The organism is Candidatus Allofontibacter sp., assembly GCF_040404065.1.
Lineage (GTDB): Bacteria > Pseudomonadota > Alphaproteobacteria > Pelagibacterales > Pelagibacteraceae > Fontibacterium.
Genome location: NZ_JBBAJM010000001.1, coordinates 1,007,595 through 1,031,492 on the forward strand (window position 1 = coordinate 1,007,595; position 23,898 = coordinate 1,031,492).

The following is a 23,898-nucleotide window of genomic DNA, read 5'->3' on the forward strand; positions in this document are numbered from 1 at the left end:
TATATGCTAATTTTATCTTTGTAAAGAAAACTTAAAAACTTTTACTCAAAAAATCCTTTATATAATCTTTAAGTTTGATTTTTGCCTTAATCCTTATGACTTTATTAGTTAAATTCATTATTTTTAAACTTGAAGAAAAACGCTCTCCTGGTCTTTTAGGCAAATATTTAATTTTACAATTAAACATTCCTGCAAGTTGGTTAATACTGTAAGACTTATTGCTTGCTACACTGTAATGCCGACATTCATTCTTCTTCCAAGCAACAATACATGCATTAATGGTATCTTGGATATGTGTAAATCTTCTTGTCTGGGTGCCAGGTTTAACGATAGGTAATGGTTTTTTATTTTTAAAATTTTCTTCAAATATACCAATTACTGTAGCCATATCACCTCTGCATATTTGTCTTGGTCCATAAACATTATAAAAATAAACTACTTCATATTTAAAATTAAACCATTTTTTTAAATTCTCCAATAACTCTAAATTCTTTGCTTTAGTAAAAGCATAAGGTGATAAGTTCATGTCTTTTCCGTTATTACCTAAGCTTGCAGATGTAGCTGAATAAATTAATTTAATTTTGTTTTCTAAAGCAAAATTAAATAATTCTGCGCTGCCTTGGATATTGGAATTAAAACATTCTCGAAATTTATCAAAACTTTGATATATTCTTGAGAATTCTCCGAAATGAAAAATAGTATGAATTTTATTTTTATATCTTGATAAAATATTTGAAATACTATTGGTATTACCTGTTAAATATTTCAACCCCGAACCTCTTAAATGATTAGAAGTTTTTCCTGAAGAATAATTATCTAAACTTAAAATTTTATATTTTTTAATTTTAATTAGCTCTTGGATAAGATTAGAGCCAACAAAACCTGCTCCTCCCGTAACTACTATTATATTTTTCATTAATATATCAATGAGAATAAAAGCCTGGCAACGACCTACTCTTCCGTGCCTTAAGACAAAGTACCATTGGCGCTAAAGGGCTTAACTGCCGAGTTCGGAATGGGATCGGGTGTTACTCCTTTGCAATAATCACCAGGCGTGTTTTTATACATAAATAGTATTCTTTTGTAAATATAATTGAATTTTATATCAGTTAATAATCAAAATGATTTTCTATTAATAAACCAGAACCGCTTTCAGATAAGTAGATAAATTAAAATATAGTGCTATAACTAAAAAAACTTTATCGCGGGGTGGAGCAGTCTGGTAGCTCGTCAGGCTCATAACCTGAAGGTCCTTGGTTCAAATCCAAGCCCCGCAACCAAATTAAATATTCTTTATATAAAGAGGATCTAAATTTTATAATTATTCTATAATACCTAATAATACATAAAAAAATGATTTAATTATTCCTGCAAGGTTACCACATGCTCTAAAAAAAGAATTAAATTCACCTTTAAACATATTAAATAAAGATAGAAAAAATCTTACAAAAGATCCCAAAAAAAATAATTTTAAATTCAACTGATTACTTTTAACAATAATAAATCTATTAAATATCTCTACAATACCAAAACTTAAGTTATTTCTTTTAATTTCATTAGGATGCTTATATTTAGAAGAATAATTAACTAAAATTTTTTTATTATTTTTATTTACTTTAAAAGAGAAGTCTAAATCCTCCAAATAACTATATGCTCCTAAATTTTTATTAAAGTATATATTCTTTATAAATTTAGATTTGTAAATTACCGCCTGAGTAGTGCACCATTCCGCCAAAACATTGGATTTAATATTAGAAACTATTGTTTGCCAACCGCTTTTAGTAACTACGCCAGGTCGGTCAGAATAAAGGTTCAATGATTTAATAACGCCGCTTCTCTTTATTGAATCCAAAAAACTTTTTTTTTTATTGGTGATAAGATTAAAACCAAATCCTGAAATATTATTATCATTTTTGTATAAATTTACGCTTTTATTCATTCTTATAAAAGAGTCTTTAAAAAAAAAAATATCATCATCCAAAAACATTACAAATTGATTATTTTTATTTCTTAATTTTAAGCCTAAATTTCTTTGTAAAGAAGTAGAGGGCTTTGATCGGTAAAATTTAACTGAAAACTTTTTGCAAATTTTTTTAGCAAATAATTCATCATATTTATCGGAGCTATCTATAACTAAGATCTCTTCAAACTTTATTTTATATTTAATAAATTGATTTAACGTTTTAAATAAAAGACCAGCTCTATTACGAGTGGGTACTATTAAGGAGGTATTTCTAGTAAACATATATTAAAATAATTTTAGTTATCAGATAAAATTACTAATAATATTTCTTAAAATAAAAAAGAAGAAGAAAATATAGTATTGCTGAAAACAATGTAAAATACAAAGTTCCCCCAAGAGTTAAAGAGAGAATATTGGGAACTATTATAATAGAGAAAATAATTAATAAGGTATTGTTTAATCCGATTTTTCTTAAAATGTTATGATGAAAATGATCCCTGTCTGCCTCGAAGGGGTGTTTATGATTAAAAATTCTTGTGATCGCCAATCTTAACAAATCAATACCAGGAATGAACATTAACAAAAAGATTTGATCGGCATAAATTATATAATTAGAATTGTAGCTTTTTATAAATAAAAAAGACAAAATGAATGAAATTAACAAACTACCATTATCTCCAAAAAAACACTTATTTTTATAATTTAAATAAATAAAAGTTAATAACGGGAAAATTAAAACATATATAATTACTACAGAAAAATTAATTATTAAAAATATTACTAATAAAAATAATGAATAAATACCTGATTGAAGATTAATTCCATCAAACATATTAAAGGCGTTAATAAATAATAAAAATGAGATTAATGTAAATACGAAAGAAATTTTTGAAATATCTAAAGAAAAAGATAAAAAAGAAAAATTAATTTGTTTAACTAAAATATTATTGCTGAAAATTAAAAAAAAATAAATAATAGATGCAAAAATAAATAACTTTATATTTGGGGATATTGTAAATTTGTCATCTAAAAAACCTAAGACAAAAAAAAGAAAACTAAAAATAAAAAATATATAGAATTCTTTCTCAGAAAAATTAAAATTATTACTATAAAAATAGTTTTTATTTAACAAGTAATAAATAAAAAAAATTAGTAAATTAAAAAAAATTAGACAACCCCCAATATTTGCAATTTTTCCTTTATGAAATTTACGTTTATTATCTGGTTTATCGAATAAATTAATATATTGAGCAATATTCTTAAAATAAAAGATAAAAAATAAATTAATCAGAACCAATGTTATGTATAAATTGATCATTTATTTCTTTTGTAAAAAAAATAAAACAAAACCAAAATTAAAATAAAAAATTGCAGAAAGCCAATTATTAAAGAAACTTCCAGAGGGAAAAAGTGGAAAAATACTTACAAATATTCCAAGTAGTGCAAAAAATAAAGAGCAGTTATAATTTATCTTATTTTTATAAAAAATATTTTTAATTGCTATAAAAAGCTTAAATAATATAAAAAATAATCCAACTAACAAAAATAAGAGTCCCAATATTCCTAGCTCAGATAAGAATTCAAGATATATATTATGAGGATGAGTATTGCACCCATTTAAAAATTCATAACTAGAACCTAAATAATCACCTTTGCTAACTAATTGATTATTTTTAATATCGAATTTATTAAACGCCCCAAAAAAAGCATAATAATAAATCCCTTCATCAATTTTAGTTTCACTCAAAGGCTGAATAAATAAATATTCTTTATCATTTAATTTTAGTAAGGTTTTTCCATTAAAATCTTCTTCAAAAATAATAAAATCATCCTTATAGTTTGGGTAAATATTTTTATCTAAAATAAGAAATTTTTTTTTATTGCCTTCATGCTTTAAAATTTTTATTACTCCGTTTATCGGCGAAAAATTCCTATTATCATTAATTATTTTCTTTATAGGCGCATAATTATTATTCTCACAAAGAAATCTAAATGATTTAAGACCATGACCAATTAATTTACTATCATTGAATAAATTCAGAGCTGTAAAAAAATGCAATTCATGTCTATAACTAAATCCAAAATAATTTGTTGTTTTTGATTGTTTTATTGTATGCGTAATTATGCGTTCATAAGAACTTGGTTTTATAAGATAAAGAGAAAAAAAAACAAATAAGATTAGCAATATAACTTTGTATAAATTTTTTTTATTGTACGTAAGTATTATAAAAAAAATTAAAGTAATTAAATAATACGCAAAAGCTAATCTTTCGGCGCTTAAATAAACTAATACTCCTGCAACTAAGATTATAAATATCTGAAGTAGTTGACGATATTTAATTTCAATGAAAAAAATAATAGACAAAGCTATAGGCAAAGTTCTTGAAACAAAACTTCCCATTACTAATTTACGTCCAAAAAAACTACTTATTCTATAAGTTGAGGCGTGTCCTGTAATGTTAAATCCAGTAGTTAATTGATATATAGAATCTGCTAATAAAAAAATGTAACTTAGTATTAAGCTAATAAGTATAATTTTAAGCAAATTTTTAATGTTATTTAATAAATAAGCCAAACAAAAAGAAAATAATATCATTCGTATATAGGGAACGGAAGACTGAAAAGAGATAATTCTATTAAAAGAAAAAAAAGAATTACAGATAATATAAAAATAAAAAGTTAAAAAAAAAAAAAATATTTTACTATTTAAAGAATATTTATTTTCTAATTTGTAAAAAAAAAATAAAAAAAATAGAGATAAAAAAGAAATAATAAGATCAGGTAAAAAAGCTCCTGAAATCAAAAAAAATGGAAATAAAAATAAAATTAATTTCAAGAAAGTTGAGGCTTTATAATTTTTTTGTAAATTGAAAGCGGGCATAGAAATTTAATACTATAGTAATTCTATATAAAAATATAGAAATTCAATTATTAAAAAAGAAAAAATTATTTTACTTAAATATTGCTAATTTTTAGTTAAACAATTGAATTTTAATTGAACTTACAAACTGTAATTGGATTCATTTTATGAAGATTTCTTTTTCTAATCTCTAAATATTTTTCATGATTTTTATCAGTTCGATCTAACATACCCTTTTCAAGCTCATAATATGACATACCCAATTGACCTTCGTCTGTTCTACCATCTGCCCATAGTCCATCTGTCGGTGGTGCATCAATAATTTCTATTAAAAGCCTAAGCTCTCATCCCATTTCCCACGCTTGCGATTTCATACAATCTGCAATAGGCGAAATATCAACTCCGCCATCGCCATATTTTGTATAAAACCCAACTCCAAAATCTTCAACCTTATTTCCGGTGCCAACAACTATTCCATTATTTACTCCTGCAACTTGATAAAGAGTTGCCATTCGAAGTCTTGCTCTACTATTTGCAAATGCAAGTTCGCTATTAAACTTTGATAATTTTTTTTCAAAAGCTTTAAACGCATCATCTAAATTAACAATGATGCCATCTACATTTTTAAATTTAATTTTTAACCATTGAATTTGAGCTTTGCTTAAATCATCCAAAGATTTCAGTTGGCGAATGGACATAGATAAAACTTTCATATTCATGCCAGTCATAGCTGAAAGTGTACTAACAACCGCGGAATCTATTCCGCCTGATGCTCCAACTACTAAACAGTCAGGTTTTTTTTCCATGGAACTACAATAATCTTTAATCCACTTTACAATATGTTTGATTCTATAAGCTGATTTCATATTAATATTTTTATTTTATTATTAACTTTGTAATATATAAACTTATTTTTAATAAAAATTTAAAGAAGCTAAAAAGCTATATTGTATGTATTTCAAAACGATCAAATGATATTAAAAAAAAATTAATTACGACACATCATGAATGTTAGTAAATTATCGTCAGTTCAGAGATATTGGAATAGACAACCTTGTAATATAAATCACTCTAGTAAAAAATTTTTATCAAAAGATTATTTTGAAGAAGTAAGAAAAAAAAAATATTTTGTTGAAAGTCATATACCAAATTTTGCTGAATTTCATAAATACAAAAATAAAAAAATTCTGGAGATAGGCTGCGGGATTGGTACTGATGCTATCGAATTTATCAAAAATAATAATCAATATATTGGTATTGACTATTCAATACGATCATTAGAAATTTGCAAAACACGAGTTTTTAAATATAATTTAGAAAAAAATAACCCTTTATTTTTACTAGATAATTGTGAACAGCTAAGTAAGGTTAAAAAATTAAAAATCAAATTTGATCTTATATATTCCTTTGGTGTTATTCATCATACTCCTAATATGAAAAATTGTTTTGATGCTATTTATAAAATTGCAAACAAAAATACAGAAATTAAAATTATGTTGTATGCAAAAAACTCATACAAAAATTTCTTATTAAAAGATACTCCCTACAGATATGAGGCACAGAAGGGATGTCCCATAGTATATACTGTTGATGATGATGATGTGAAAAAATTATTGGATAAGAAGTTTAAAATAATCTCAAAAAAACAAGATTTTATTTTTCCTTATAAAATAAATTCCTATAAAAAAGGCAAATATGAAAAAATAGGACATTTTAAATTTATGCCTAAAAAAATATTTAATATATTAGAAAAAAATATTGGTGAACATTTATTATTAAATCTTATAAAAATATAATATTCAAATAATGTATAGTGCATTTAGAAATACGATTTTAGTAATTTTAAAATTATTTAGGTATATATTTATTAGTATTCCAAGAGATTTTAACGTATTTCGAGAAACTCCGTTTGAAAAATTCCAAAATGAATCAATGCAAAATTCATATAATCATTTTAAAAACTACTTTAAAAAAGCAATTTTTTTACAAGGAAAAAAAATTAAAAGTTATGCAATTTTAAAATCTTTAGAATTAGATAATCAAGGTTTATTCTTAGAATTTGGTGTTCATAAAGGTGCTAGTATTAATTTTTTTTCAAAACTTATTAAAAACCAAAAAATTTATGGTTTTGACTCTTTCGAAGGATTACATGAAGACTGGAAAGGCACTCAACAAGCAAAGGGAACTTTTGATTTGAAAGGTAAAATTCCTAAACTGAATGCCAATGCAATTCCTATCAAAGGTTGGATACAAGATACTCTACCGAACTTTATATCTTCTACAAATAAAAAAATAAATTTTGCCCATGTTGATGTTGATACTTACGAAACTACTTTGTTTATTTTAAAAACAATAAAGCCATATTTAAATAAAGGAGCTATTTTAATATTTGATGAATTATATAATTATATTAATTGGGAAGAAAATGAATATAAGGCTCTAATAGAAGTTTTTAATAATCAAGAATATGAATATCTGGCTTTCAGTAAAGAAGGGGCGCAAGTAGTAATTAGATATTTTTAATTCAGCACTAATCTTTCAAAAGAGTTAATCCATACTTTTGGATTTGCCTTGTATCTAAATTTTTTCATATTTATAACAAAATTTTTATAATTATTAACTTCTAAAATTTTATTAATTTTGAACACTAGATTATCAATATTATTTAAATCAACAGCCAAGCCTAATTTATATTTTTTGTTAAAATAATTAATTATACCTTCATTAGATACTAATACTGGCAAACTTTTAACTGAGGCCTGGTATAATACTCCACTAGGTATTGGATAATTTTTATATCCTACCCATATCAAATCTGAAGCACTAAAAAGTTTTGCTTCATTAATTTCACTTTGCCAACCATGAAATATTAGCAACCTTTTATTTTTAATTAGGTTTTTAATTTTATTAGTATTAAGTAAGGTTTTAATTTCCAAAGATTGAGTGCCAGCTAACACTACGCACAAATCTTTTCTAATTCTTTGGTGAACTAATACTTTTAATAGTTCGAATATACCTTTTGAATTAATTAGCGCTCCATAAACTAAGAGTGCTTTAGATGGCAATGGAATTTTCAAATCTTTTCTAGCTTTTGATTTGGAGTAAACATAATTAAATTCTTTTGGTTCATGCAAAAAATTTACTTTTTGAAAATTTGTAAAATTAAATTTTTTTAAATATTTAATAAGAAGAGGGTCGTTAGTTAGAATTTTTTTTAAGGTTTTAAAACATAGTAGTCTTTTAAAAAGTATTTTAGAAAAAAAATCAATGCGTCCTGAAGTATTAATTCCAAATTGTTTAAAATGAAATTTTAAACCTAAAAAAATCCCAGAAAATAAAACATTCCCAAAAGGACTTCCTAAAATACTTAAAGCCTTATCAAATCTTTCAAAAGAATTTAAAATTACATGATCAAATTTATATTTTTTGTTAATAATTTTAAATTTTTTTTTAATTAAAAAAAAAAATTTAAGTTGATAAATAATTAATGATAAAAAATTTTTTTTTTTAATTACAAGAGCATCTACAAACTCTAATTTGATATTTTTATTTTCTTTTTTTAAAATATTAAAAGATGGGTGAAGGCTAGTTTCCTTTGTCGTAAGGATAATTATTTTATAATTTTTTTTAGCGAATAATCTTAGTATATACTTCATATACCCAACTAAATAATGACCTAAATTTTCTGTTTCAATTATAAGAATGGTCATTTCAACATAATAAGAACATGCAAATTTCAGTTGTTTGCTGGGCTTGGGTTTGAACCAAGAATCTTAAGGTTGTGAGCCTGAAAAGTCTACCAGAATACTCTACCCTACGATATTTTAAAAAACTATTAATATATAATGCAAATAATTAGTTTTACTAGTTTATTATTTTAAAATTATAGATAATAAAAAAATATAAAAAATGACAGCACTATTTTTGATATGTTTGACTGCTAAAAACCTAATTATTAAAGATTATATGAAAGTACATAATGATAGTAACTAATAATTTTTAAAAAAGATGAAACTATATTCAAGATATATGAAAAATATTGCGATTAAAGAAATAATCTTGATTCTTTGTTGGACAGGATGTTTAATTTCTATTAATTCAAATCAAAATGATTTTTTTTATTTAATAAGCAACTCAAAAAATTCTTATTTAAACTTATTTGTATATTACAATGCAATAAGATTTATTATTCCATTTCTCCTTTTTATTTTTTTTTTTATAAGTTTTTTTTTTATAAAAAAGAAAAATCTATTTACTATATTTTTTATACTATACGGTTTATGGCAAGTAATAATATCATTTATAAGTAAAAAAAATATAACGAACTTAGACGACTATCAATTGATAGTTTGCTTAATAGTGTCATTATTAATTTTAAATGAGGCATACCAGATTGATAAATTATATAAAAAAATATTTATTATAACGTTAATTTTTATTAATTTAATTGGGATATATTTTACAACTTCTTTTTTTTTAGAATTAAATGAAAATAATACCATCAGTTATTTGTATAGTTCGAAAACTTTAACTCCTGAAACTCAAACATTATTTCAATCGACACCGAGAGTAACAGGTTTCAGCAGACTGCTTTTGTTAATATCATATTACTTATTTTTTATCATGTATTACCTAAAAAATAATTTAAAATATATTATTTATATAATTCTCTTTTTAACGAATATAATGATTTATATTTGTCAGTCCAGAGGCGCGTTTATTGGCGAATTGTTAATTATTATTTATTATATTATTTTATTTAAAGATAAAATTATAAAAAAAATTTTCAAAATATTTATTATTTTTATACTACCTATATTTTTTTTTGAATTAACAAACTATTTTTTTTACCATTCAGATAAAGAAAGCAAGAATAATTATTCTTATTCTTCTTATTCGAGTTATTTACAAAATAATAACAGAATTATGAACAACCAATCTTCTTCTGGTCGATTAGAGATATGGAGCAATTGTTTTCATATATTAAAAGAAAACAAAATAATTTTTGGTGTAGGTCCTCAAGCAGACAGAAAATTGTTGAATGAATATCTATTTAAAAATAAAGGAAAAACTTTTCAAGTTTATGAAAATAATTCATCTAATGCTTTAATTTACAGCTATTTATCCGGGGGAATAATATCTCTAAGTTTACTATTATTGATATATTTTTTGACTATAAAAGAATTATTTAAAAGCATTTTTATAAATAAATTATACGACACTAAAGATCCTGTAACACACTTTTCTATTAATACATTATTTTTTTTAATTATTAGAAGTATTTTTGAAAATAGCTTTAGTTTATTTGGAATAGATTTTTGTTTTTTTTCTTTATGTTATTTTTTTTTAGTAAAAAAAAACTTAAAAAACTAATAATGAAATTTTCCTATAGTTAATTTAATTTTATTTTGAAAAGAATAAATATTTTTTAATGAAATTTCATTTACTTTATCGAAAAATAAATTTTTACATTTTAATAAAATTATTTTTAAAGAAATTTCAAAATCGTTAAAGTTTAAAGGTATAAGCGGAAAATCTAAAAAAAAAACATTTTTAAGTTTTAAGCATTTATTATAAAATAATGTAACGTTACAAGAAAGACAATCTAAAAAGAATAAAGAATATAAATTATCACCAGCTGAGACAGAATATCGTGTTTGATCAAGTAAAGGTAATAATTTTACTCGCGGAATATTAATATAATTTTTGATTTTTTTATAATTAAATTTATCTCCAACAACTACTATTTTAAATCCTCTGTCTGCCAATTGTTTTATAATAAATTCTAGAAATTGATTATTTTTAGAAACATGTCTTCTAAAATAAAAAAGAAAGTCTATATTCTTTTTTACAATTTTTCTTTTTTTATAAAATAATAAACAAATATTAAATAGGCAAAATTTTTTTAATTTATTAGAAACTAATTCTTTTAAATTATCAGTTGAAAACAAAACATTTTTATATTTTTTAAAGATAATTTTAATACTAATAAAATAAAATAATGGAAAAATTATTTTTCTAATAAAACTATTAAAACTATTCACTTTTGCTTTATATAAATTTCCGGTAATTGGGCCTAACAATGTATCTTTCGGCAACAAAAGAAAGATTACAAAATTCCACAAAGGTAAATAATTTATATAAACAGTCTTTTTATTTTTTAAATAATAATACCATATTAATAAAATACCATAATAAGGGAATAAATATTTATTAATAAAATTATTTTTATATTTTTTTTTTTTTTCTATGAGAATTTTTTTTTTATAAAAAAAAACTGAATTATTTGAGACAATTTTTATTTTACTTTTATTATTAAATAAATTTTCTACAAAACTTCTAGCTAGAAGACCTTCGCCTGTAAATTCTTCAAAATCAGATGACCATATGAAAATATTAAAATTTTTCATTTAAAACTCTAATATTTATATTTTTATATTCCCTTTTAATTTCACCCATCAAATAATAAAAAAAACTTTCCACCAATCTTGTTAATCTTCTTATTGTATCAAACTGAAGTCTCCAAAGAGCCTCAGCAAAAAAAAATTTAGTAAATTTAACTGGCACGCTCTTTTCTACGCCGGAGGCCATATTAATGGCTCCTCCTAAACAAAAAATTTTGCAATAACTTTGATTAACAGCAATATAGTCAGCTACGATTTCTTGTTTTGGTGTTGGCAAAGTTAAAAAACAGACTTCGTCCTTCTTAAATGTTGGCAAATGTATTTTGAAATCATTCAAATTTCCATATGGCAATTGGATATGTTTGACTTTTAATTTGAATATATTTTCTAAATAACTTTTAGATTTTTTTTCTAGATTACCTATAACTATAATTTTTTTTATAATAGAATTATCAAATTTTAAGGATTTTAATAATTCTCTTCCAGGTGTTTTTTTAATATAAGGTGAAACAAATCTCTTTCGAAAATAGCCATCTGGCCAAAGCAAAAGATAATCATTAATTGGTAAAGCTCTTTTAGCATAATATCCAAGAAAGGCTAAATTAAGAGCACTAACTATAAATTTTTTATGATAATTGATATGATTAGGATTTAATAAAAGTCTTAGTGAAACTAAAGAAGAGAAATTTGATATATTATTAATATAAAAGTTAAATTTCTTTACTCTTCTTGATTTAGAATAAATATTTAGTAATAAATCAAAATTTTTATCTTCAATTTTAATTTTATTTGATAAATAATTATCTACATCTCTAAATAATTTTTTCTCTTCTTGATAATCAAAAGCTTTACCGATTTTATACTTATTTATAATTTTATTAGTTTCTCCTCCTAACAATCCTACTATAGGTTTTTTATATTTTAAGTATGTTTGAAATTTGCCAGGAATTGTTTTATCAAAAGTTTCTTTATATCCTAATGAAATAAGTAAAAAATTTGCATTAATAAAATAAGACTGCAGCAAATTAAAAGGAAGCCACCCCATTAAAACTATATTTTTAATATCATTTTTATATAAATAAGAACTTAAATTTAAATATTCACGTCCTTGACCAGCTATATAAAGTTTTATTTTATTTTTTTTTAAATCAAAATATTTGAACAATCTTAGCACTAAATCAAAATTTTGAGATTGTCCTATATTGCCGGTAAACAGAATATTAGTAAAATTCTTATCAAAAACAACTTCTTGATTGTTACTAAACTTATCATTAGAAGATTTTTTTAAAGTTTCTTCGGGCCAAGAAGGGAAGTAAACTATTTTTTTGTAAAATCTTTTATCAAGGTTATTTTGAATTTCTTTTTTAAAAGCTAAAGATTGGCATAAAATCAAATCTGAATTTTTATAAATATAATTTACCAATTTATTCAAAAGCTTAAATAACAAGGAATTTTTATTAATAATTTTTAAATCATGAAGAACAATTGGCCATAAATCTAGTAACCACAATATGTGTTTGCTTTTTTTTAATTTTGATAAAAATATACTAATTAAGGCAACAATAATTGGAGAGGTTGCGAAAGTTACAATAATGTCGTATTTTTTTTTTCTTAGAAGAAAAGAACCGTAAAATATAGATGAAAGTAAAAATGATAAGTAATTTATTGTCAAAAGTAATTTACTGCCAGATCTCCTTGGAAAAATTGGTACTCGATAAATTTTAATTTTTTCCAAATAATCAAAATTTTTTTTATTTGCTTTAAAATTAGGAAATATATCACCATTCGGGTAGTTTGGTTCACCAGTTAACACTTCTACGGCATGAGTTTTAGAAAGTTCTAATGCAAGGTCATTTATTCTAAAATATTCAGGCCAAAAATACTGAGATACTATTAATATTCTCATTAGAGTTTATTTATATGAAATCTATTTACTATCTGAACCAAACTTTTCGATTTATGTAGTCCGTATAACTTTGAATGATTGTAACTACTTTATTAGAGACATTTAGTTCAGAATAATCTTGATGAATTTCACTTTGTGAATTCTCTGAAAAATTAGATATCGCGATTTCTGCTCCTGCAACAATATTATCTATTTTTAGACTGCCAATCACTACTGATGCTTTTTCCATGCCCTCTTGTCTTTCGGTAGTCTCTCTTAAATTTAATGCAGGAAAATTTAAAATATTTGACTCTTCAACAATACTGCCGCTATCTGAAATAGTTAATTTAGAATTTTGCTGTAACTTTACATAATCAAAATATCCAAAAGGTTTATGGAATAAAATATTTTTTAATAAAGATTTCTTTACATTTTTTAAAGTTTTTTGAATCCTGGGATGTGTTGAAAAAATTAATTTTGATTTATATTTTTTTGAAATTTTAGAGATTGCTACAAAAATTTTATTTAAATTATCATAACTAATTAAATTTTCTTCTCTATGACAACTAACTAAAATATAATTTTGTTTTTTAAGATGTAATTGATTTAAGATTTTTGAATCTTCAATCTCAAATTTATAATATTCGAAGACCTCACGTAAAGGTGAGCCTATTTTAATAATTTTATCTAACGAAAAATTTTCTTTAATTAAATTATTTTTTGCAACATCACTATAAACCATATTAATGTCGGAGATTTTATCTATCAAAGATCTATTAATTTCTTCCGGCACCCTTAGGTCAAAACAACGGTTACCTGCCTCAATATGAAATATAGGTATTTGTCTTTTTTTTGCTACTAATACTGATAGCGCAGAATTCGTATCACCTAAAACTAAAACTGCATCTGGCTTTTCTTTTAATAACACAGAGTCAATCTTTACTAGAACTTCTGAGATAAATTCTACAGAATTTTTATTTTTACAATTTAAATTATAATCAGGTCTTCTTAATTTTAATTCCTTAAAAAAGATACTACTAAGATTAGTATCATAGTTTTGGCCAGTATTTACTAACACGTGATCAAAAAAAATATTTAACTTACTTATGATACGAGACAATCGAACTATCTCTGGCCTTGTTCCAAGTATCGTTAAAACTTTTAATTTCATTTTATTTTGCAAAAATATGTATCTGGACAATTTTTGTCTAAAATCTCATTACACCAGACCAAAATCTTCGTTAATTTATTTCCGGTATTTTCTATATTATGAGCCCATCCTGGAATGCTATTAACTACTACGTTTTCGTTACTATTAACAGATATTGAAAATATACTTTTATTTTTAACATTTTTAAAATTAAATTTAGCTTTTCCACTAATTACTACAAATTTTTCAACTTTTGTATGATGAAAATGATTTCCTCGAATTTTTTTTGGCAGTATCGAAAAGTAAGAAAATTGCCCAAATTGCTGATTCTTTAAAAATTCAACAAAAGAACCTCTTTTATCTGAGTGATTTTTAAGGTTATATTTAAATTTATAACTTGGTAAATAACTCACGTATGTACTATAAAGTTTTTTTGCAAAATCTTTAGACACATCGCTTGGTAAATAAGTATTATCTTTAATATTAAAACTACGAATTAAATTAGCTAATTCCAGTAATGTAATACTATAGATATTTTTAATCTTCACAAATGTACTCCATTTTTTTAATTTTATTTTGTTGAGAAAATCTTTCACTAAATCATCAATATAAAATAATTTAATTACTTTATTATTATCACTAATATTTATTTTTTTATTACGAGCAATATTAAAACAAAAAGTTGCAACAACAGAATTATAATTAGGTTTTGACCATTTTCCAAAAATATTGGGGAGCCTATAAATAAGTAAATTAGATTTATTTTCTTTTTTATATCTTAACAAAATTTGTTCAGCTTTTAGTTTGGATCTTCCATAAGAATTATTTTGATTTACTTGAATCGATGATGTAAAAATAATGTTAGTTTTTTTATTGTGGCGTTTTAGTATTAAGCATATTTTTTTAGTTAAAAGATAATTCTCTTTAAAGGTGCTTGTGGGAAATTTTTCTTTATTTACACCAAAAACTAAAAAAATTAACTTTGCTTTGATAACTTTATTTTGTATTTCACTCTCTGATGAACGCTTATCTAATACTGATATTTTAAATTTTTTATTTTCTTTGAGCTGATAAAATAGATTTTGACCTATAAATCCTCTGTAACCTACAATAAGAACATTCATTAATTTAAAAAATACTGTTCTTTGTTTTATTAAAAATTTTTAAAGATAATAAAATTTTTTCTGTCTCTTTTTGGCTAAGTTGTTTAACGGTATTGGAACTATAGTCTCTAATTTCTGACATTTTTTTATTACCTTTAGAAAAATATAAATCGTAATTTAAATCTCTAATATCGCTGAAAACTTTAAAATATTGACCAAAATCTTTGGCTTTTGATATTTCTTCACGAGTTAATAAACTCTCGTGTTTCTTTTCTCCGTGTCTATTGCCTATAATGTTAATTTTATAATTTTCTTTTTTTCTTAAAATCTTAAGTAATGCTTTAATAACAATATCTATAGAAGTTGCATGAGTTTTTTGAATAAAAATATCACCATTGCTTCCATTTTTCATTGCATACATAACTAGTTCTATAGCTTTACTCATGGGCATAAGAAAACGAGTCATTGTTGGATCTGTAACTGTAATTGGCTGATTATTTTTTATTTGATTGATAAAAATTGGAACAACCGAACCTCTTGAGGCCAGCACATTGCCGTATCTTGTAATACAAATAATTGTTTTACTTTTTTCAACTAAGGATTTTGAAACTGCAACTTTTTCCATCATGGCTTTAGAAATGCCCATGGCGTTAATAGGGTAAACTGCTTTATCGGTGCTTAAGCAAACAACTCTTTTTACATTGTGTTCAATTGCCTTCTGCAAAACATTTTCTGTACCTAAAATATTCGTTTTAACAGCTTCTAATGGATAAAATTCACATGATGGAACTTGTTTATATGCGGCGGCATGAAATACATAATCTATATCTTTAATTGCAGCATTTAAACTAGCTGAATCTCTCACATCGCCAATAAAAAATTTAATTTTAGATAAGTTAAAAAGTTTTCTTAAGTCGTCTTGTTTTTTTTCATCTCTACTGAAAATTCTAATTTCATTAAATGATTTTTTTCCTTTTAATAAAGAAGTAACAAAAGCACTTCCAAAAGAACCCGTTCCGCCTGTGATTAAAATATTTTTTCCTTTAAACATAAATTAATTTCATTTGTACCAATAACTATTAATATATCCTTCATTATTATATCTTTTTCTGTAAAAACATCCCTCTAAATATGCACAACCTATGGCGGTTTTGTAAATAAAAGGTAAATAAATAAAATGTTTATCTATAAAGATGCAAATTTTTTGCGTTAAAAATAATACATTCTTAAAAATATTAAAGTTTAATAAAAATTGGAATAAAAAAAAATTTTCAAGTTTATAAAAATTATTATCTTTAGCGGCTAAAAGATTTAGTCTAACTAAATATTTCATGCTTTCAAAACCCAGAAATTTAATTTTTTTTAAATATATAACGAAATTTCTTTTATCATAATGATAAACAGATGGATTAGCCTGGACAATTTTAAATTTATTATAAGCTAACCTGAAGCCTAATTCATAATCTTCAAATCCATATCGATTAAAATGTTTATTAAAAAATATTTTATTTTTTATAAAAATACTTTTCTTGAAACCCATATTCATTGTAACAATTTTACTTGGAGAAAGATTGGATGTTGAAATATCAGGGTCTTTATTCACTATGAAATGCCTAGACTGTCTATACTTTACAAAATTAAACTTTAATAATTCTTTAGGATACTTAACTGATCCACAGTAAATAATATCATTTTTCTTAATAAAAAGACTGTAATAATTTCTGATAAAAGTTTCATCTGGGAAACAATCGTCATCTAAAAAAATAATGTACTTACCTTTAGCAAATTTTACGCCAACATTCCTTTTTAAAGAATGAATGTTTTTCTGAATATTTATATACTGAATTGGTAAAAATAAATTATTATTTTTAAAATTTTTTATTTTAATATTAGTATTATCTTTGCTGCGACTGTCGCAGATTACAACTTCAAAATTTTTAAAATTTAAGAAATTTTTTTTTAATTTATCTAAAATTTTTAATAAATAAGTAGATCTATTAAAAGTTGGGATAACAACACTAATTAATATATCCGGTTTCATAAAATATATAATTTAAAAAAAACTAATTATAATTATTTAGTTTCCATGAATTTAAACAAGTATCTTTATTTATAAAATTTTCTGCAGATATAATTGTTTGTTTCTTATATCTAGTTGAAGAAAAATAGGCGCCCCACCAATATAAAGTGCTATTTGAAATAACGTGGTTAACACAATGGCTCATTAACCACAAATTATCAGCTGCTTCCTTAAATCCATTATCTTCAGTTAATATATAATAATTATATTTTTTAATTTCATTAAAATTAAATAAAAAATTTTCGACATTAATTAATTTAGTTGAGAATAAAAAAAAGGTTGGGTTAGGAACTTTCTTTAATATAGCGGGAATGGCATTTTTATAAAAATCAAATGACGTTACTCCGCCAAATTTATAATGGGTATCTTTTGAATATGTTTCATAAAAACGGAGTCCTAAAGCAACTGAATTAGAATCCAATATCTTATCTTTTATGTCTATAAATATTTTTTTATCGGATTCTGCTGGATAAAGCTCATCTATAATACTATCTTTGTTTTCAAGAAAGTATTTCTCGGACTGGAAATATCCAAATAAATATAAATTATTATTTATTTTAATTTTTTTAATATCTTCATCAAATTGATTTGTCAGCATTTCATTAATAAAATGACAGAAAAAAAAATTACTGAATACTTTATCTATTTTAAAAAATTTTTTATATATTTTATAAAACCAAAAGATTAAAATATTTTTTTTTAAAAAAACATTCTTTAATGTTTTTTTATTTAAAGCAAATTTTCGAAAATCTTTAAAATCTGTTACAAAACCAGAAAGAGTATCGATTAATAGATCAGCATTATTAATTATTGCTAAATTTTTAGCTGCAGCATATTGAAATAGTTGATTACCTAATCCACCCGATAAATATAAATATATCTTTTTTTTCACTAATTTATAATTATACTATATTTTTCTATATAATTATTTAAAATTAATATAAAATTTAAAAATCTTAGTATTTACGGTAATTAAAGAAATTTTCATTTAAGCAATCTATGAATGATTAACTAACAAAAATTTAAATCTTGAAAAATAAAATATTTTGTATCGGATTAGGAAAATTAGGGTTAATTTTTTCTCAGATATTAGCCATGAATAATAATTTTATTTATGGTTACGATATCAATAAAAAAATTAAATCAAAAATTGAAAACAACATTAAAGACACGGAACCTAATTTAAATGATTTAATTAAAAAAAATAAAAAAAATTTTATTTTTACTGAAAATTTTGAAAATACAATTCAAAATACTCAAGGAACTTTTATATTAGTTCCTACTCCTTCGAAACAAAATGCTGAATTTGATAATAAGTTTATTCTAGATTCTCTATTAAAAATTGGAAAATATTTAAAAAATAAAAAAGAATATTTAATTAATATAACATCAACGGTCAATCCTGGCTCATGTGAATATTTTATTAATTTTTTAGAAAAAAAATTTAATTTAAAACATGGTAAAGAATTTATATTAACATACAATCCGCATCTTATTGCTTTAGGATCAATCTATAATGATGTAATGAACAGCGACTTAGTTATTTGTGGTTCTAATTTAGATCGAGGCCATAAAATTTTAAAAAAAATATACTTAAATCTTTATAAAAAAAATATTAGCAAACTTAAATTTCTAAATTTAAAAGAAGCGGAGATTGCAAAAATTGCTATAAACACATATGTCACTTTAAAAATTTCTTACACTAATTCTCTAAGTCAAATTGCAGATGTTGAAAAAAATATCGATGTTTCAAAGATATTAAATACTATTGGTTATGATAAAAGAATTGGTCATAATTATTTATCATTGGGAGCTTTGTACGCAGGCCCGTGCTTTCCTAGAGATAATAGAAATTTTTCAAAATATTTAAAAAAAATAGGGGCTTCAAATCAAATTCCTATAACGACGGATAAAATCAATAATTTACAAATTAATAGATATATTAATATTTTTAATGATCTTAAAAAAAAATTCAAAAATAAAATAACAATAGGAATATGTGGGCTAAGTTATAAAATTAACACCCCTATAACCACTGAATCTCCTGGAGAAAAACTATTAAAATATTTTACTAATAAAAATAAAATTATTATTTATGATGAACAATATCCAGAAATAGAAAATAAAATTAATTACTGCAGAAATATTAAACAATTTTTTAACAAATCTGATGTCATTTTTGTTTGCTACAAAAATAATAAATTTAAGAAAATTGAAAAGTTAAATAGTAATAAATTTAAAGCAGTTATTGATTTGTGGAATTTCATAAATATTAAAAATAAAAATATTTTATTAAAAAAAGTTGGAATTAATTAATTAAAAATAATTACTTTTTTTTAAATGTATAAATTCCACACCCGTAACTAATTTTCTTGCTAAATTTATTTAAGTCAACATCTAAAAATATCTTTTCGTAATCATCAATAAAGTCAAACTTTACTAATTTTAGTTCATCCGACCATTTTAATATTTCTTTTGGACTAAAAGATCTTTCTGAATTAAAATATGTTAAGTTTTTATTGGAAATAGGAAATGAAATATAAAGCGTTCCACCGCTTTTTAAAATTTTAATTAAATTATTGTAACCTTTGATGTGTCCACTTGGATCAAGCTGATCACCATATCTTCCTAGACCAAAGTGCTCTAAAGTATGCAAACAAGATAGGCTGTCACAATAATTTGATAAACTTTTATCAATCCTACTAATATCTTTTTTTTTGAATATTATGTTTTTAAACTGAAAATTGTTGTCACGTATATCAAAAACTTCAATTTTTCGAAAACTTGCAACATGAGCGACGAAGCCATCAACTCTTGAGCCTACATCCACATGCTTCTTTGGATTATCTTTAAAAATATAAGATGCAACGAGTAAATCTTGATTAAAATAATGTTTTATAACAACGCTGGATTTCTCCTTATGCTCACCTAAAATAGGAAAAATTAGGTCAATTTTTGATAATTTACTAAATTTTAAATAATCACTAAAATATTTAAAGATATATTTTATATTTTTAAATTTTAATAAATTAATTCCACACTGAGATAAAAATGAGTGTATAATTTTATAATTAATCACAATATTTATACAAATTTGAAATTTAGCAAAATTTTTTTAAAAAAGTAAAAATTTCATTACATACCCTTTTAATATCAGCTGAACTCATAATTGAGGCGGAGGGTAAAGTGATTGCATTTTCAGAAACGAATCTTGAATTACTATTATTATATCTTTTTTTAAACATATCCATGTCGCTCATTGGTGGAAACATTTTTCTTGCGAAAATTTTTTTCGACTCAAGATGGTCAACAATTTTATCTCTTAAATTTTTATTTCCTTCTTTTAGGATAATATTAGGATATGCGTAATTTGAAAATCCATAACTTGGTTCTTTTATAAAATTTACGTGTGAATTTTTTTCAAAAAAATCAATATATTGAAAGGCTATATTTCTTTTTATTCTTATAATTTCATTAATTCTTTGAACCTGTGCAGCGCCCAAAGATGCATTTAAATTAGACATTCCATATCTATATGCAATATGATCAGACCAGAATTCACCTTTTCTATCTGTCCTTCCTAATATTGAAAATAACTTTGCAAATTCAAATTTTTTTTTACTATTAGTAACGAGGGCTCCACCTTCATTGCTAGTAACAATCTTAGCTCCTTGGAAACTAAAGCATCCTACATCGCCAAAAGTTCCTGTCATTTTTCCATTAATATGAGAACCAAGTGATGGCGCGGCATCTTCTATTAAAAATAAATTATTTTTTTTACAGATCTTTAAAATTTTCTCCATGTCACAAGGATGTCCGAAACTATGAACTACCATCACAGCTTTTGTTTTCTTTGTAATTGCAGAAGCTATTTTTTCAGGATCTACACAAAAAGTTAAAGGATTAATGTCTACAAAAACACATGTTGCTCCTGTGTAAGCAGCTGCTTGCGCTGTAGCAATCCAACTAATTTCTGGAATTATAACCTCATCACCCTTTTTAACACCACACGATAATAATGCTAAATGCATAGCATGCGTACAGGTAAATGTAAGATGTGCATAATTAATTTTTAATAATTTTTTTAATTTCATTTCCAAGTTTATTAAATCTTTTTTCATTCCATCATAAAAACCATTGGTAACAGAGTCTAATACGTACTTTTTCTCTAAATTTGTTATAGACGGACCTCCAAAATAAATTTTTTTCATAAAATATTTAATTTTTTTTTAAAAATTTTTTTTCTAGTTTAAGAATATCTTTATGCCTGCTTTTTATTTTCTTTGCAGGAATTCCGGCGTAAACTCCCCAAGGATTAAGATCTTTATGAACAAGTGACAGGGCTCCCACAGAAGATCCTTGTTTTATGGTAACATCAGGTAAAACAACAGAACCAGCTCCAATAATAACGTGTTTGCAAAGAGTAACTTTTCCAGATTTTCCTCCTACATAAGGATTATCAACCATAGGGTTGGTTAGTTTTTTGCCACTATAATCGTCTGAACCTGAAAATATCAAAACTCCTGGTGCAAAAGTAGTAAAGTCCATAACCTCAATACCATCCGATCCAGCTAAATAACAATTGGAAGCAATATGAACATAATTCCCAATTTTAACTGGATTCTCTTTTTTTGATGCCACTATGATTACGTTGTCATCAATTCTGACATTGTTACCTATTGATATGTTTTCTATAAAATATAAACCAACATTTTTTTTTATAAGAACATTTTTACCAATAGATCTAAATTTAAATTTTTTTAATTCTTTTTCAGAGTAAAATGAAATTCCCACATGCATAAATTAATTTATTTTAATAACCTCATTAAATACTCTTGTGACCCAACCTTATTTACCACTGAGCTACTTATTGATCGTGATACAATATTAACTTTACAATTTTTATTATTTATAGACTCATTTAACCAAGATTGAAAACCTCCATCTTGAAAATGATCTTCTACAACTATAATTTTTTTATATTTTTTTATATTTTTATATTGCTTTTTTTTACATTTCATACCCCAAAGCGGTAATGAATAATGTGATGAATTTTTTGTATTACTAATTTTTTTCTTTACATGCTCTATTACAGCTCCAGTGGTTAGATAAGTAAATTTATTATTTTTTTTTTCAAATATTTTGAGCCACTTACCTGGAAAAATTTTAGGAATTTTATTATGAATCTTGTAATTAGAACTTTTGTCTAATCTTAAATATGAAGGCTGAGGATTAGACAATAAATAATGAATGCAGGCTTTAAGTTCCATAATATCACCTGGAGATGCAATTAGCATGTTAGGAAAACTTCTTATTAAAGAATAATCTTGCAATCCATGATGAGTATAACCTAAATTTCCATACCCAACACCAGAACCCACAGACACAATAGTAACTGGTAATTTATGATAATCAACATCATTTCTTATTTGTTCGGCACATCTAAAGGTTGGAAAATTTGCTATTGAATATACAAAAACATGCTTACCAGCTGCCGCTAGTCCAGCGGCATAACCCATCATGCTTTGTTCAGAAATGCCTGCATTAAAATAGTTATTTGGAAAAAGTCTGCAAAACTTTTCTATTACTCCAAAACCCAAATCATTAACTAATAGAATTATATTTTTATTTTTTTTTGTGGCAATTATTAGCTCATCAATAAAAATATCTCTCATTATTATATCTCTTTAATAGCAACTTTAAGTTCTTGTAAATTTGGATACTTGTAGTGCCATGAAATAGAATTTTCCATAAAACGCACTCCTTTTCCTTTAATAGTATTAGCTATAATTACTGTTGGCTTTTTATTCTTTCTTACAAAAAAAGATTTATAAATTTGAGTGAAATTATGGCCATTAATATTCTTTACGTTACAGCCAAAAGATTGGAATTTTTTACGTAAAGGTTCTAATTTTAAAATATTTTTAGTAAAATCTAAACTTTGGATTTTATTATAATCAATAATTATAATTAAATTGTCTAATTTATGAAATGTTGCAAATAATAGGGACTCCCAGGTAGTTCCTTCGTTCAGTTCACCATCGCTTATTAAGACAAAAATTTTATTATTAGATATATTAATTTTTTCTGCCAAAGCCCTTCCAATGGCATAAGGTAAACCATGTCCCAAAGATCCTGTTGAAAACTCTACGCCCGGAACTTTATGGCTTACATGAGATAATAGAATTGTATTATTTTTACCATATGAGTTTAAAATTTTATTAGAAAAATAACCAAACTTTTGCAACACACAGTAATAAGCTAAACAAGCATGACCTTTGCTTAATACAAAAATATTCCTCTTGTTAATAAAATTTTTATATAAAACAACTAAAATATCAACAATAGATAAACAGCTTCCAACATGAGATGATTTTGCTCTATTGCTTATTTTAAGTATTCTAATTCTTATTTGTTTAGCTATCTCTATCTCGCTGAATTTTTTTGCCATTT

21 protein-coding genes, 1 tRNA gene, 1 rRNA gene and 1 pseudogene are annotated in these 23,898 nt (G+C 24.0%); 5 read left to right on the top strand and 19 right to left on the bottom strand.

Features of this window, described 5'->3' with window-relative positions:
- Positions 1–31: 31 nt before the first annotated feature.
- A complete protein-coding gene (locus tag AC8IG9_RS05490) occupies positions 32–916 on the bottom strand; it encodes an NAD-dependent epimerase/dehydratase family protein (protein ID WP_507425796.1) in 885 nt (294 codons plus the stop codon).
- A 22-nt stretch (positions 917–938) separates the two neighbouring features.
- Positions 939–1,053 (bottom strand): 5S ribosomal RNA (rrf, locus tag AC8IG9_RS05495).
- A 150-nt stretch (positions 1,054–1,203) separates the two neighbouring features.
- Between rrf and AC8IG9_RS05500 the strand changes: the two genes are divergently transcribed.
- Positions 1,204–1,280: transfer RNA gene (locus AC8IG9_RS05500), tRNA-Met, on the top strand.
- A 41-nt stretch (positions 1,281–1,321) separates the two neighbouring features.
- On the opposite strand, the gene AC8IG9_RS05505 is transcribed toward AC8IG9_RS05500, so the two are convergent.
- From AC8IG9_RS05505 to nadE, 4 genes and pseudogenes are all read right to left on the bottom strand, one after another.
- Positions 1,322–2,245: a glycosyltransferase family A protein gene (locus AC8IG9_RS05505; protein WP_507425797.1), complete on the bottom strand. Its 924-nt coding sequence runs from the start codon at positions 2,243–2,245 to the stop codon at positions 1,322–1,324.
- Positions 2,246–2,279: 34 nt separating this feature from the next.
- The gene (locus AC8IG9_RS05510; protein WP_507425798.1) at positions 2,280–3,281 is read right to left on the bottom strand and encodes a hypothetical protein; all 1,002 of its coding nucleotides are present in this window, start codon (positions 3,279–3,281) and stop codon (positions 2,280–2,282) included.
- A complete protein-coding gene (locus tag AC8IG9_RS05515) occupies positions 3,282–4,508 on the bottom strand; it encodes an O-antigen ligase family protein (RefSeq protein ID WP_507425799.1) in 1,227 nt (408 codons plus the stop codon).
- 446 nt (positions 4,509–4,954) lie between these two features.
- A pseudogene (gene nadE, locus AC8IG9_RS05520) lies at positions 4,955–5,689 on the bottom strand (NAD(+) synthase).
- A 138-nt stretch (positions 5,690–5,827) separates the two neighbouring features.
- Between nadE and AC8IG9_RS05525 the strand changes: the two are divergent.
- Positions 5,828–6,619 (top strand): class I SAM-dependent methyltransferase, encoded by a 792-nt coding sequence (locus tag AC8IG9_RS05525; RefSeq protein WP_507425800.1) that lies wholly within the window; start codon positions 5,828–5,830, stop codon positions 6,617–6,619.
- A 10-nt stretch (positions 6,620–6,629) separates the two neighbouring features.
- Positions 6,630–7,346, top strand: a complete 717-nt coding sequence (locus tag AC8IG9_RS05530) for a class I SAM-dependent methyltransferase (protein ID WP_507425801.1) — start codon at positions 6,630–6,632, stop codon at positions 7,344–7,346.
- Here AC8IG9_RS05530 and AC8IG9_RS05535 read toward each other — a convergent pair.
- Complete coding sequence (locus AC8IG9_RS05535) at positions 7,343–8,533, bottom strand: glycosyltransferase (RefSeq protein ID WP_507425802.1); 1,191 nt, start codon at positions 8,531–8,533, stop codon at positions 7,343–7,345. The two genes, AC8IG9_RS05530 and AC8IG9_RS05535, sit on opposite strands and share 4 nt — an antisense overlap.
- Positions 8,534–9,446: 913 nt before the next feature.
- Between AC8IG9_RS05535 and AC8IG9_RS05540 the strand changes: the two genes are divergently transcribed.
- Positions 9,447–10,196, top strand: coding sequence for an O-antigen ligase family protein (locus AC8IG9_RS05540; protein WP_507425803.1), 750 nt, complete (start codon positions 9,447–9,449; stop codon positions 10,194–10,196).
- Here AC8IG9_RS05540 and AC8IG9_RS05545 read toward each other — a convergent pair.
- Genes AC8IG9_RS05545 through AC8IG9_RS05575 form a run of 7 tightly spaced genes read right to left on the bottom strand, consistent with a single transcriptional unit; the run spans position 10,193 to position 18,337 of the window.
- Positions 10,193–11,233 (bottom strand): hypothetical protein, encoded by a 1,041-nt coding sequence (locus AC8IG9_RS05545; protein ID WP_507425804.1) that lies wholly within the window; start codon positions 11,231–11,233, stop codon positions 10,193–10,195. The two genes, AC8IG9_RS05540 and AC8IG9_RS05545, sit on opposite strands and share 4 nt — an antisense overlap.
- Positions 11,220–13,133 (bottom strand): glycosyltransferase family 4 protein, encoded by a 1,914-nt coding sequence (locus tag AC8IG9_RS05550; protein ID WP_507425805.1) that lies wholly within the window; start codon positions 13,131–13,133, stop codon positions 11,220–11,222. Before AC8IG9_RS05550 ends, AC8IG9_RS05545 begins: the two co-directional genes overlap by 14 nt.
- Positions 13,134–13,161: 28 nt before the next feature.
- Positions 13,162–14,283, bottom strand: a complete 1,122-nt coding sequence (gene wecB, locus AC8IG9_RS05555) for a non-hydrolyzing UDP-N-acetylglucosamine 2-epimerase (RefSeq protein ID WP_507425806.1) — start codon at positions 14,281–14,283, stop codon at positions 13,162–13,164.
- Positions 14,280–15,386, bottom strand: a complete 1,107-nt coding sequence (locus AC8IG9_RS05560) for a polysaccharide biosynthesis C-terminal domain-containing protein (protein ID WP_507425807.1) — start codon at positions 15,384–15,386, stop codon at positions 14,280–14,282. The genes wecB and AC8IG9_RS05560 overlap by 4 nt, the downstream gene beginning before the upstream one ends.
- A 4-nt stretch (positions 15,387–15,390) precedes the next feature.
- Complete coding sequence (locus tag AC8IG9_RS05565; RefSeq protein ID WP_507425808.1) at positions 15,391–16,416, bottom strand: polysaccharide biosynthesis protein; 1,026 nt, start codon at positions 16,414–16,416, stop codon at positions 15,391–15,393.
- Between the two features lie 9 nt (positions 16,417–16,425).
- Positions 16,426–17,406, bottom strand: coding sequence for a glycosyltransferase family 2 protein (locus AC8IG9_RS05570; protein WP_507425809.1), 981 nt, complete (start codon positions 17,404–17,406; stop codon positions 16,426–16,428).
- A 22-nt stretch (positions 17,407–17,428) separates the two neighbouring features.
- Positions 17,429–18,337, bottom strand: a complete 909-nt coding sequence (locus tag AC8IG9_RS05575) for an alpha-1,2-fucosyltransferase (protein WP_507425810.1) — start codon at positions 18,335–18,337, stop codon at positions 17,429–17,431.
- A 137-nt stretch (positions 18,338–18,474) separates the two neighbouring features.
- Here AC8IG9_RS05575 and AC8IG9_RS05580 point away from each other — a divergent pair, with 137 nt between their 5' ends.
- Positions 18,475–19,761, top strand: coding sequence for a nucleotide sugar dehydrogenase (locus AC8IG9_RS05580; protein WP_507425811.1), 1,287 nt, complete (start codon positions 18,475–18,477; stop codon positions 19,759–19,761).
- 10 nt (positions 19,762–19,771) lie between these two features.
- On the opposite strand, the gene AC8IG9_RS05585 is transcribed toward AC8IG9_RS05580, so the two are convergent.
- From AC8IG9_RS05585 to AC8IG9_RS05605, 5 genes are read right to left on the bottom strand one after another with little or no spacing between them, the layout of a single operon-like run.
- Positions 19,772–20,524 (bottom strand): DUF268 domain-containing protein, encoded by a 753-nt coding sequence (locus AC8IG9_RS05585; RefSeq protein WP_507425812.1) that lies wholly within the window; start codon positions 20,522–20,524, stop codon positions 19,772–19,774.
- A gap of 22 nt (positions 20,525–20,546) precedes the next feature.
- Positions 20,547–21,656 (bottom strand): DegT/DnrJ/EryC1/StrS family aminotransferase, encoded by a 1,110-nt coding sequence (locus tag AC8IG9_RS05590; protein WP_507425813.1) that lies wholly within the window; start codon positions 21,654–21,656, stop codon positions 20,547–20,549.
- Positions 21,657–21,663: 7 nt separating this feature from the next.
- A complete protein-coding gene (locus AC8IG9_RS05595) occupies positions 21,664–22,245 on the bottom strand; it encodes an acyltransferase (protein ID WP_507425814.1) in 582 nt (193 codons plus the stop codon).
- 8 nt (positions 22,246–22,253) lie between these two features.
- Positions 22,254–23,120, bottom strand: coding sequence for a transketolase family protein (locus AC8IG9_RS05600; RefSeq protein ID WP_507425815.1), 867 nt, complete (start codon positions 23,118–23,120; stop codon positions 22,254–22,256).
- Positions 23,121–23,122: 2 nt separating this feature from the next.
- Entirely contained in the window at positions 23,123–23,896 is a 774-nt protein-coding gene (locus tag AC8IG9_RS05605; protein WP_507425816.1) for a transketolase, read from the bottom strand.
- Positions 23,897–23,898: the final 2 nt, after the last annotated feature.

What these genes read in the sequence shown, in the direction of transcription:
- AC8IG9_RS05490 (WP_507425796.1), bottom strand. Translation starts at nt 916, where the DNA reads ATGAAAAATATAATAGTAGTTACGGGAGGAGCAGGTTTTGTTGGCTCT.
- AC8IG9_RS05505 (WP_507425797.1), bottom strand. Translation starts at nt 2,245, where the DNA reads ATGTTTACTAGAAATACCTCCTTAATAGTACCCACTCGTAATAGAGCT.
- AC8IG9_RS05510 (WP_507425798.1), bottom strand. Translation starts at nt 3,281, where the DNA reads ATGATCAATTTATACATAACATTGGTTCTGATTAATTTATTTTTTATC.
- AC8IG9_RS05525 (WP_507425800.1), top strand. Translation starts at nt 5,828, where the DNA reads ATGAATGTTAGTAAATTATCGTCAGTTCAGAGATATTGGAATAGACAA.
- AC8IG9_RS05530 (WP_507425801.1), top strand. Translation starts at nt 6,630, where the DNA reads ATGTATAGTGCATTTAGAAATACGATTTTAGTAATTTTAAAATTATTT.
- AC8IG9_RS05535 (WP_507425802.1), bottom strand. Translation starts at nt 8,533, where the DNA reads ATGACCATTCTTATAATTGAAACAGAAAATTTAGGTCATTATTTAGTT.
- AC8IG9_RS05540 (WP_507425803.1), top strand. Translation starts at nt 9,447, where the DNA reads ATGTATTACCTAAAAAATAATTTAAAATATATTATTTATATAATTCTC.
- AC8IG9_RS05545 (WP_507425804.1), bottom strand. Translation starts at nt 11,233, where the DNA reads ATGAAAAATTTTAATATTTTCATATGGTCATCTGATTTTGAAGAATTT.
- AC8IG9_RS05550 (WP_507425805.1), bottom strand. Translation starts at nt 13,133, where the DNA reads ATGAGAATATTAATAGTATCTCAGTATTTTTGGCCTGAATATTTTAGA.
- wecB (WP_507425806.1), bottom strand. Translation starts at nt 14,283, where the DNA reads ATGAAATTAAAAGTTTTAACGATACTTGGAACAAGGCCAGAGATAGTT.
- AC8IG9_RS05560 (WP_507425807.1), bottom strand. Translation starts at nt 15,386, where the DNA reads ATGAATGTTCTTATTGTAGGTTACAGAGGATTTATAGGTCAAAATCTA.
- AC8IG9_RS05565 (WP_507425808.1), bottom strand. Translation starts at nt 16,416, where the DNA reads ATGTTTAAAGGAAAAAATATTTTAATCACAGGCGGAACGGGTTCTTTT.
- AC8IG9_RS05570 (WP_507425809.1), bottom strand. Translation starts at nt 17,406, where the DNA reads ATGAAACCGGATATATTAATTAGTGTTGTTATCCCAACTTTTAATAGA.
- AC8IG9_RS05590 (WP_507425813.1), bottom strand. Translation starts at nt 21,656, where the DNA reads ATGAAAAAAATTTATTTTGGAGGTCCGTCTATAACAAATTTAGAGAAA.
- AC8IG9_RS05595 (WP_507425814.1), bottom strand. Translation starts at nt 22,245, where the DNA reads ATGCATGTGGGAATTTCATTTTACTCTGAAAAAGAATTAAAAAAATTT.
- AC8IG9_RS05600 (WP_507425815.1), bottom strand. Translation starts at nt 23,120, where the DNA reads ATGAGAGATATTTTTATTGATGAGCTAATAATTGCCACAAAAAAAAAT.
- AC8IG9_RS05605 (WP_507425816.1), bottom strand. Translation starts at nt 23,896, where the DNA reads ATGGCAAAAAAATTCAGCGAGATAGAGATAGCTAAACAAATAAGAATT.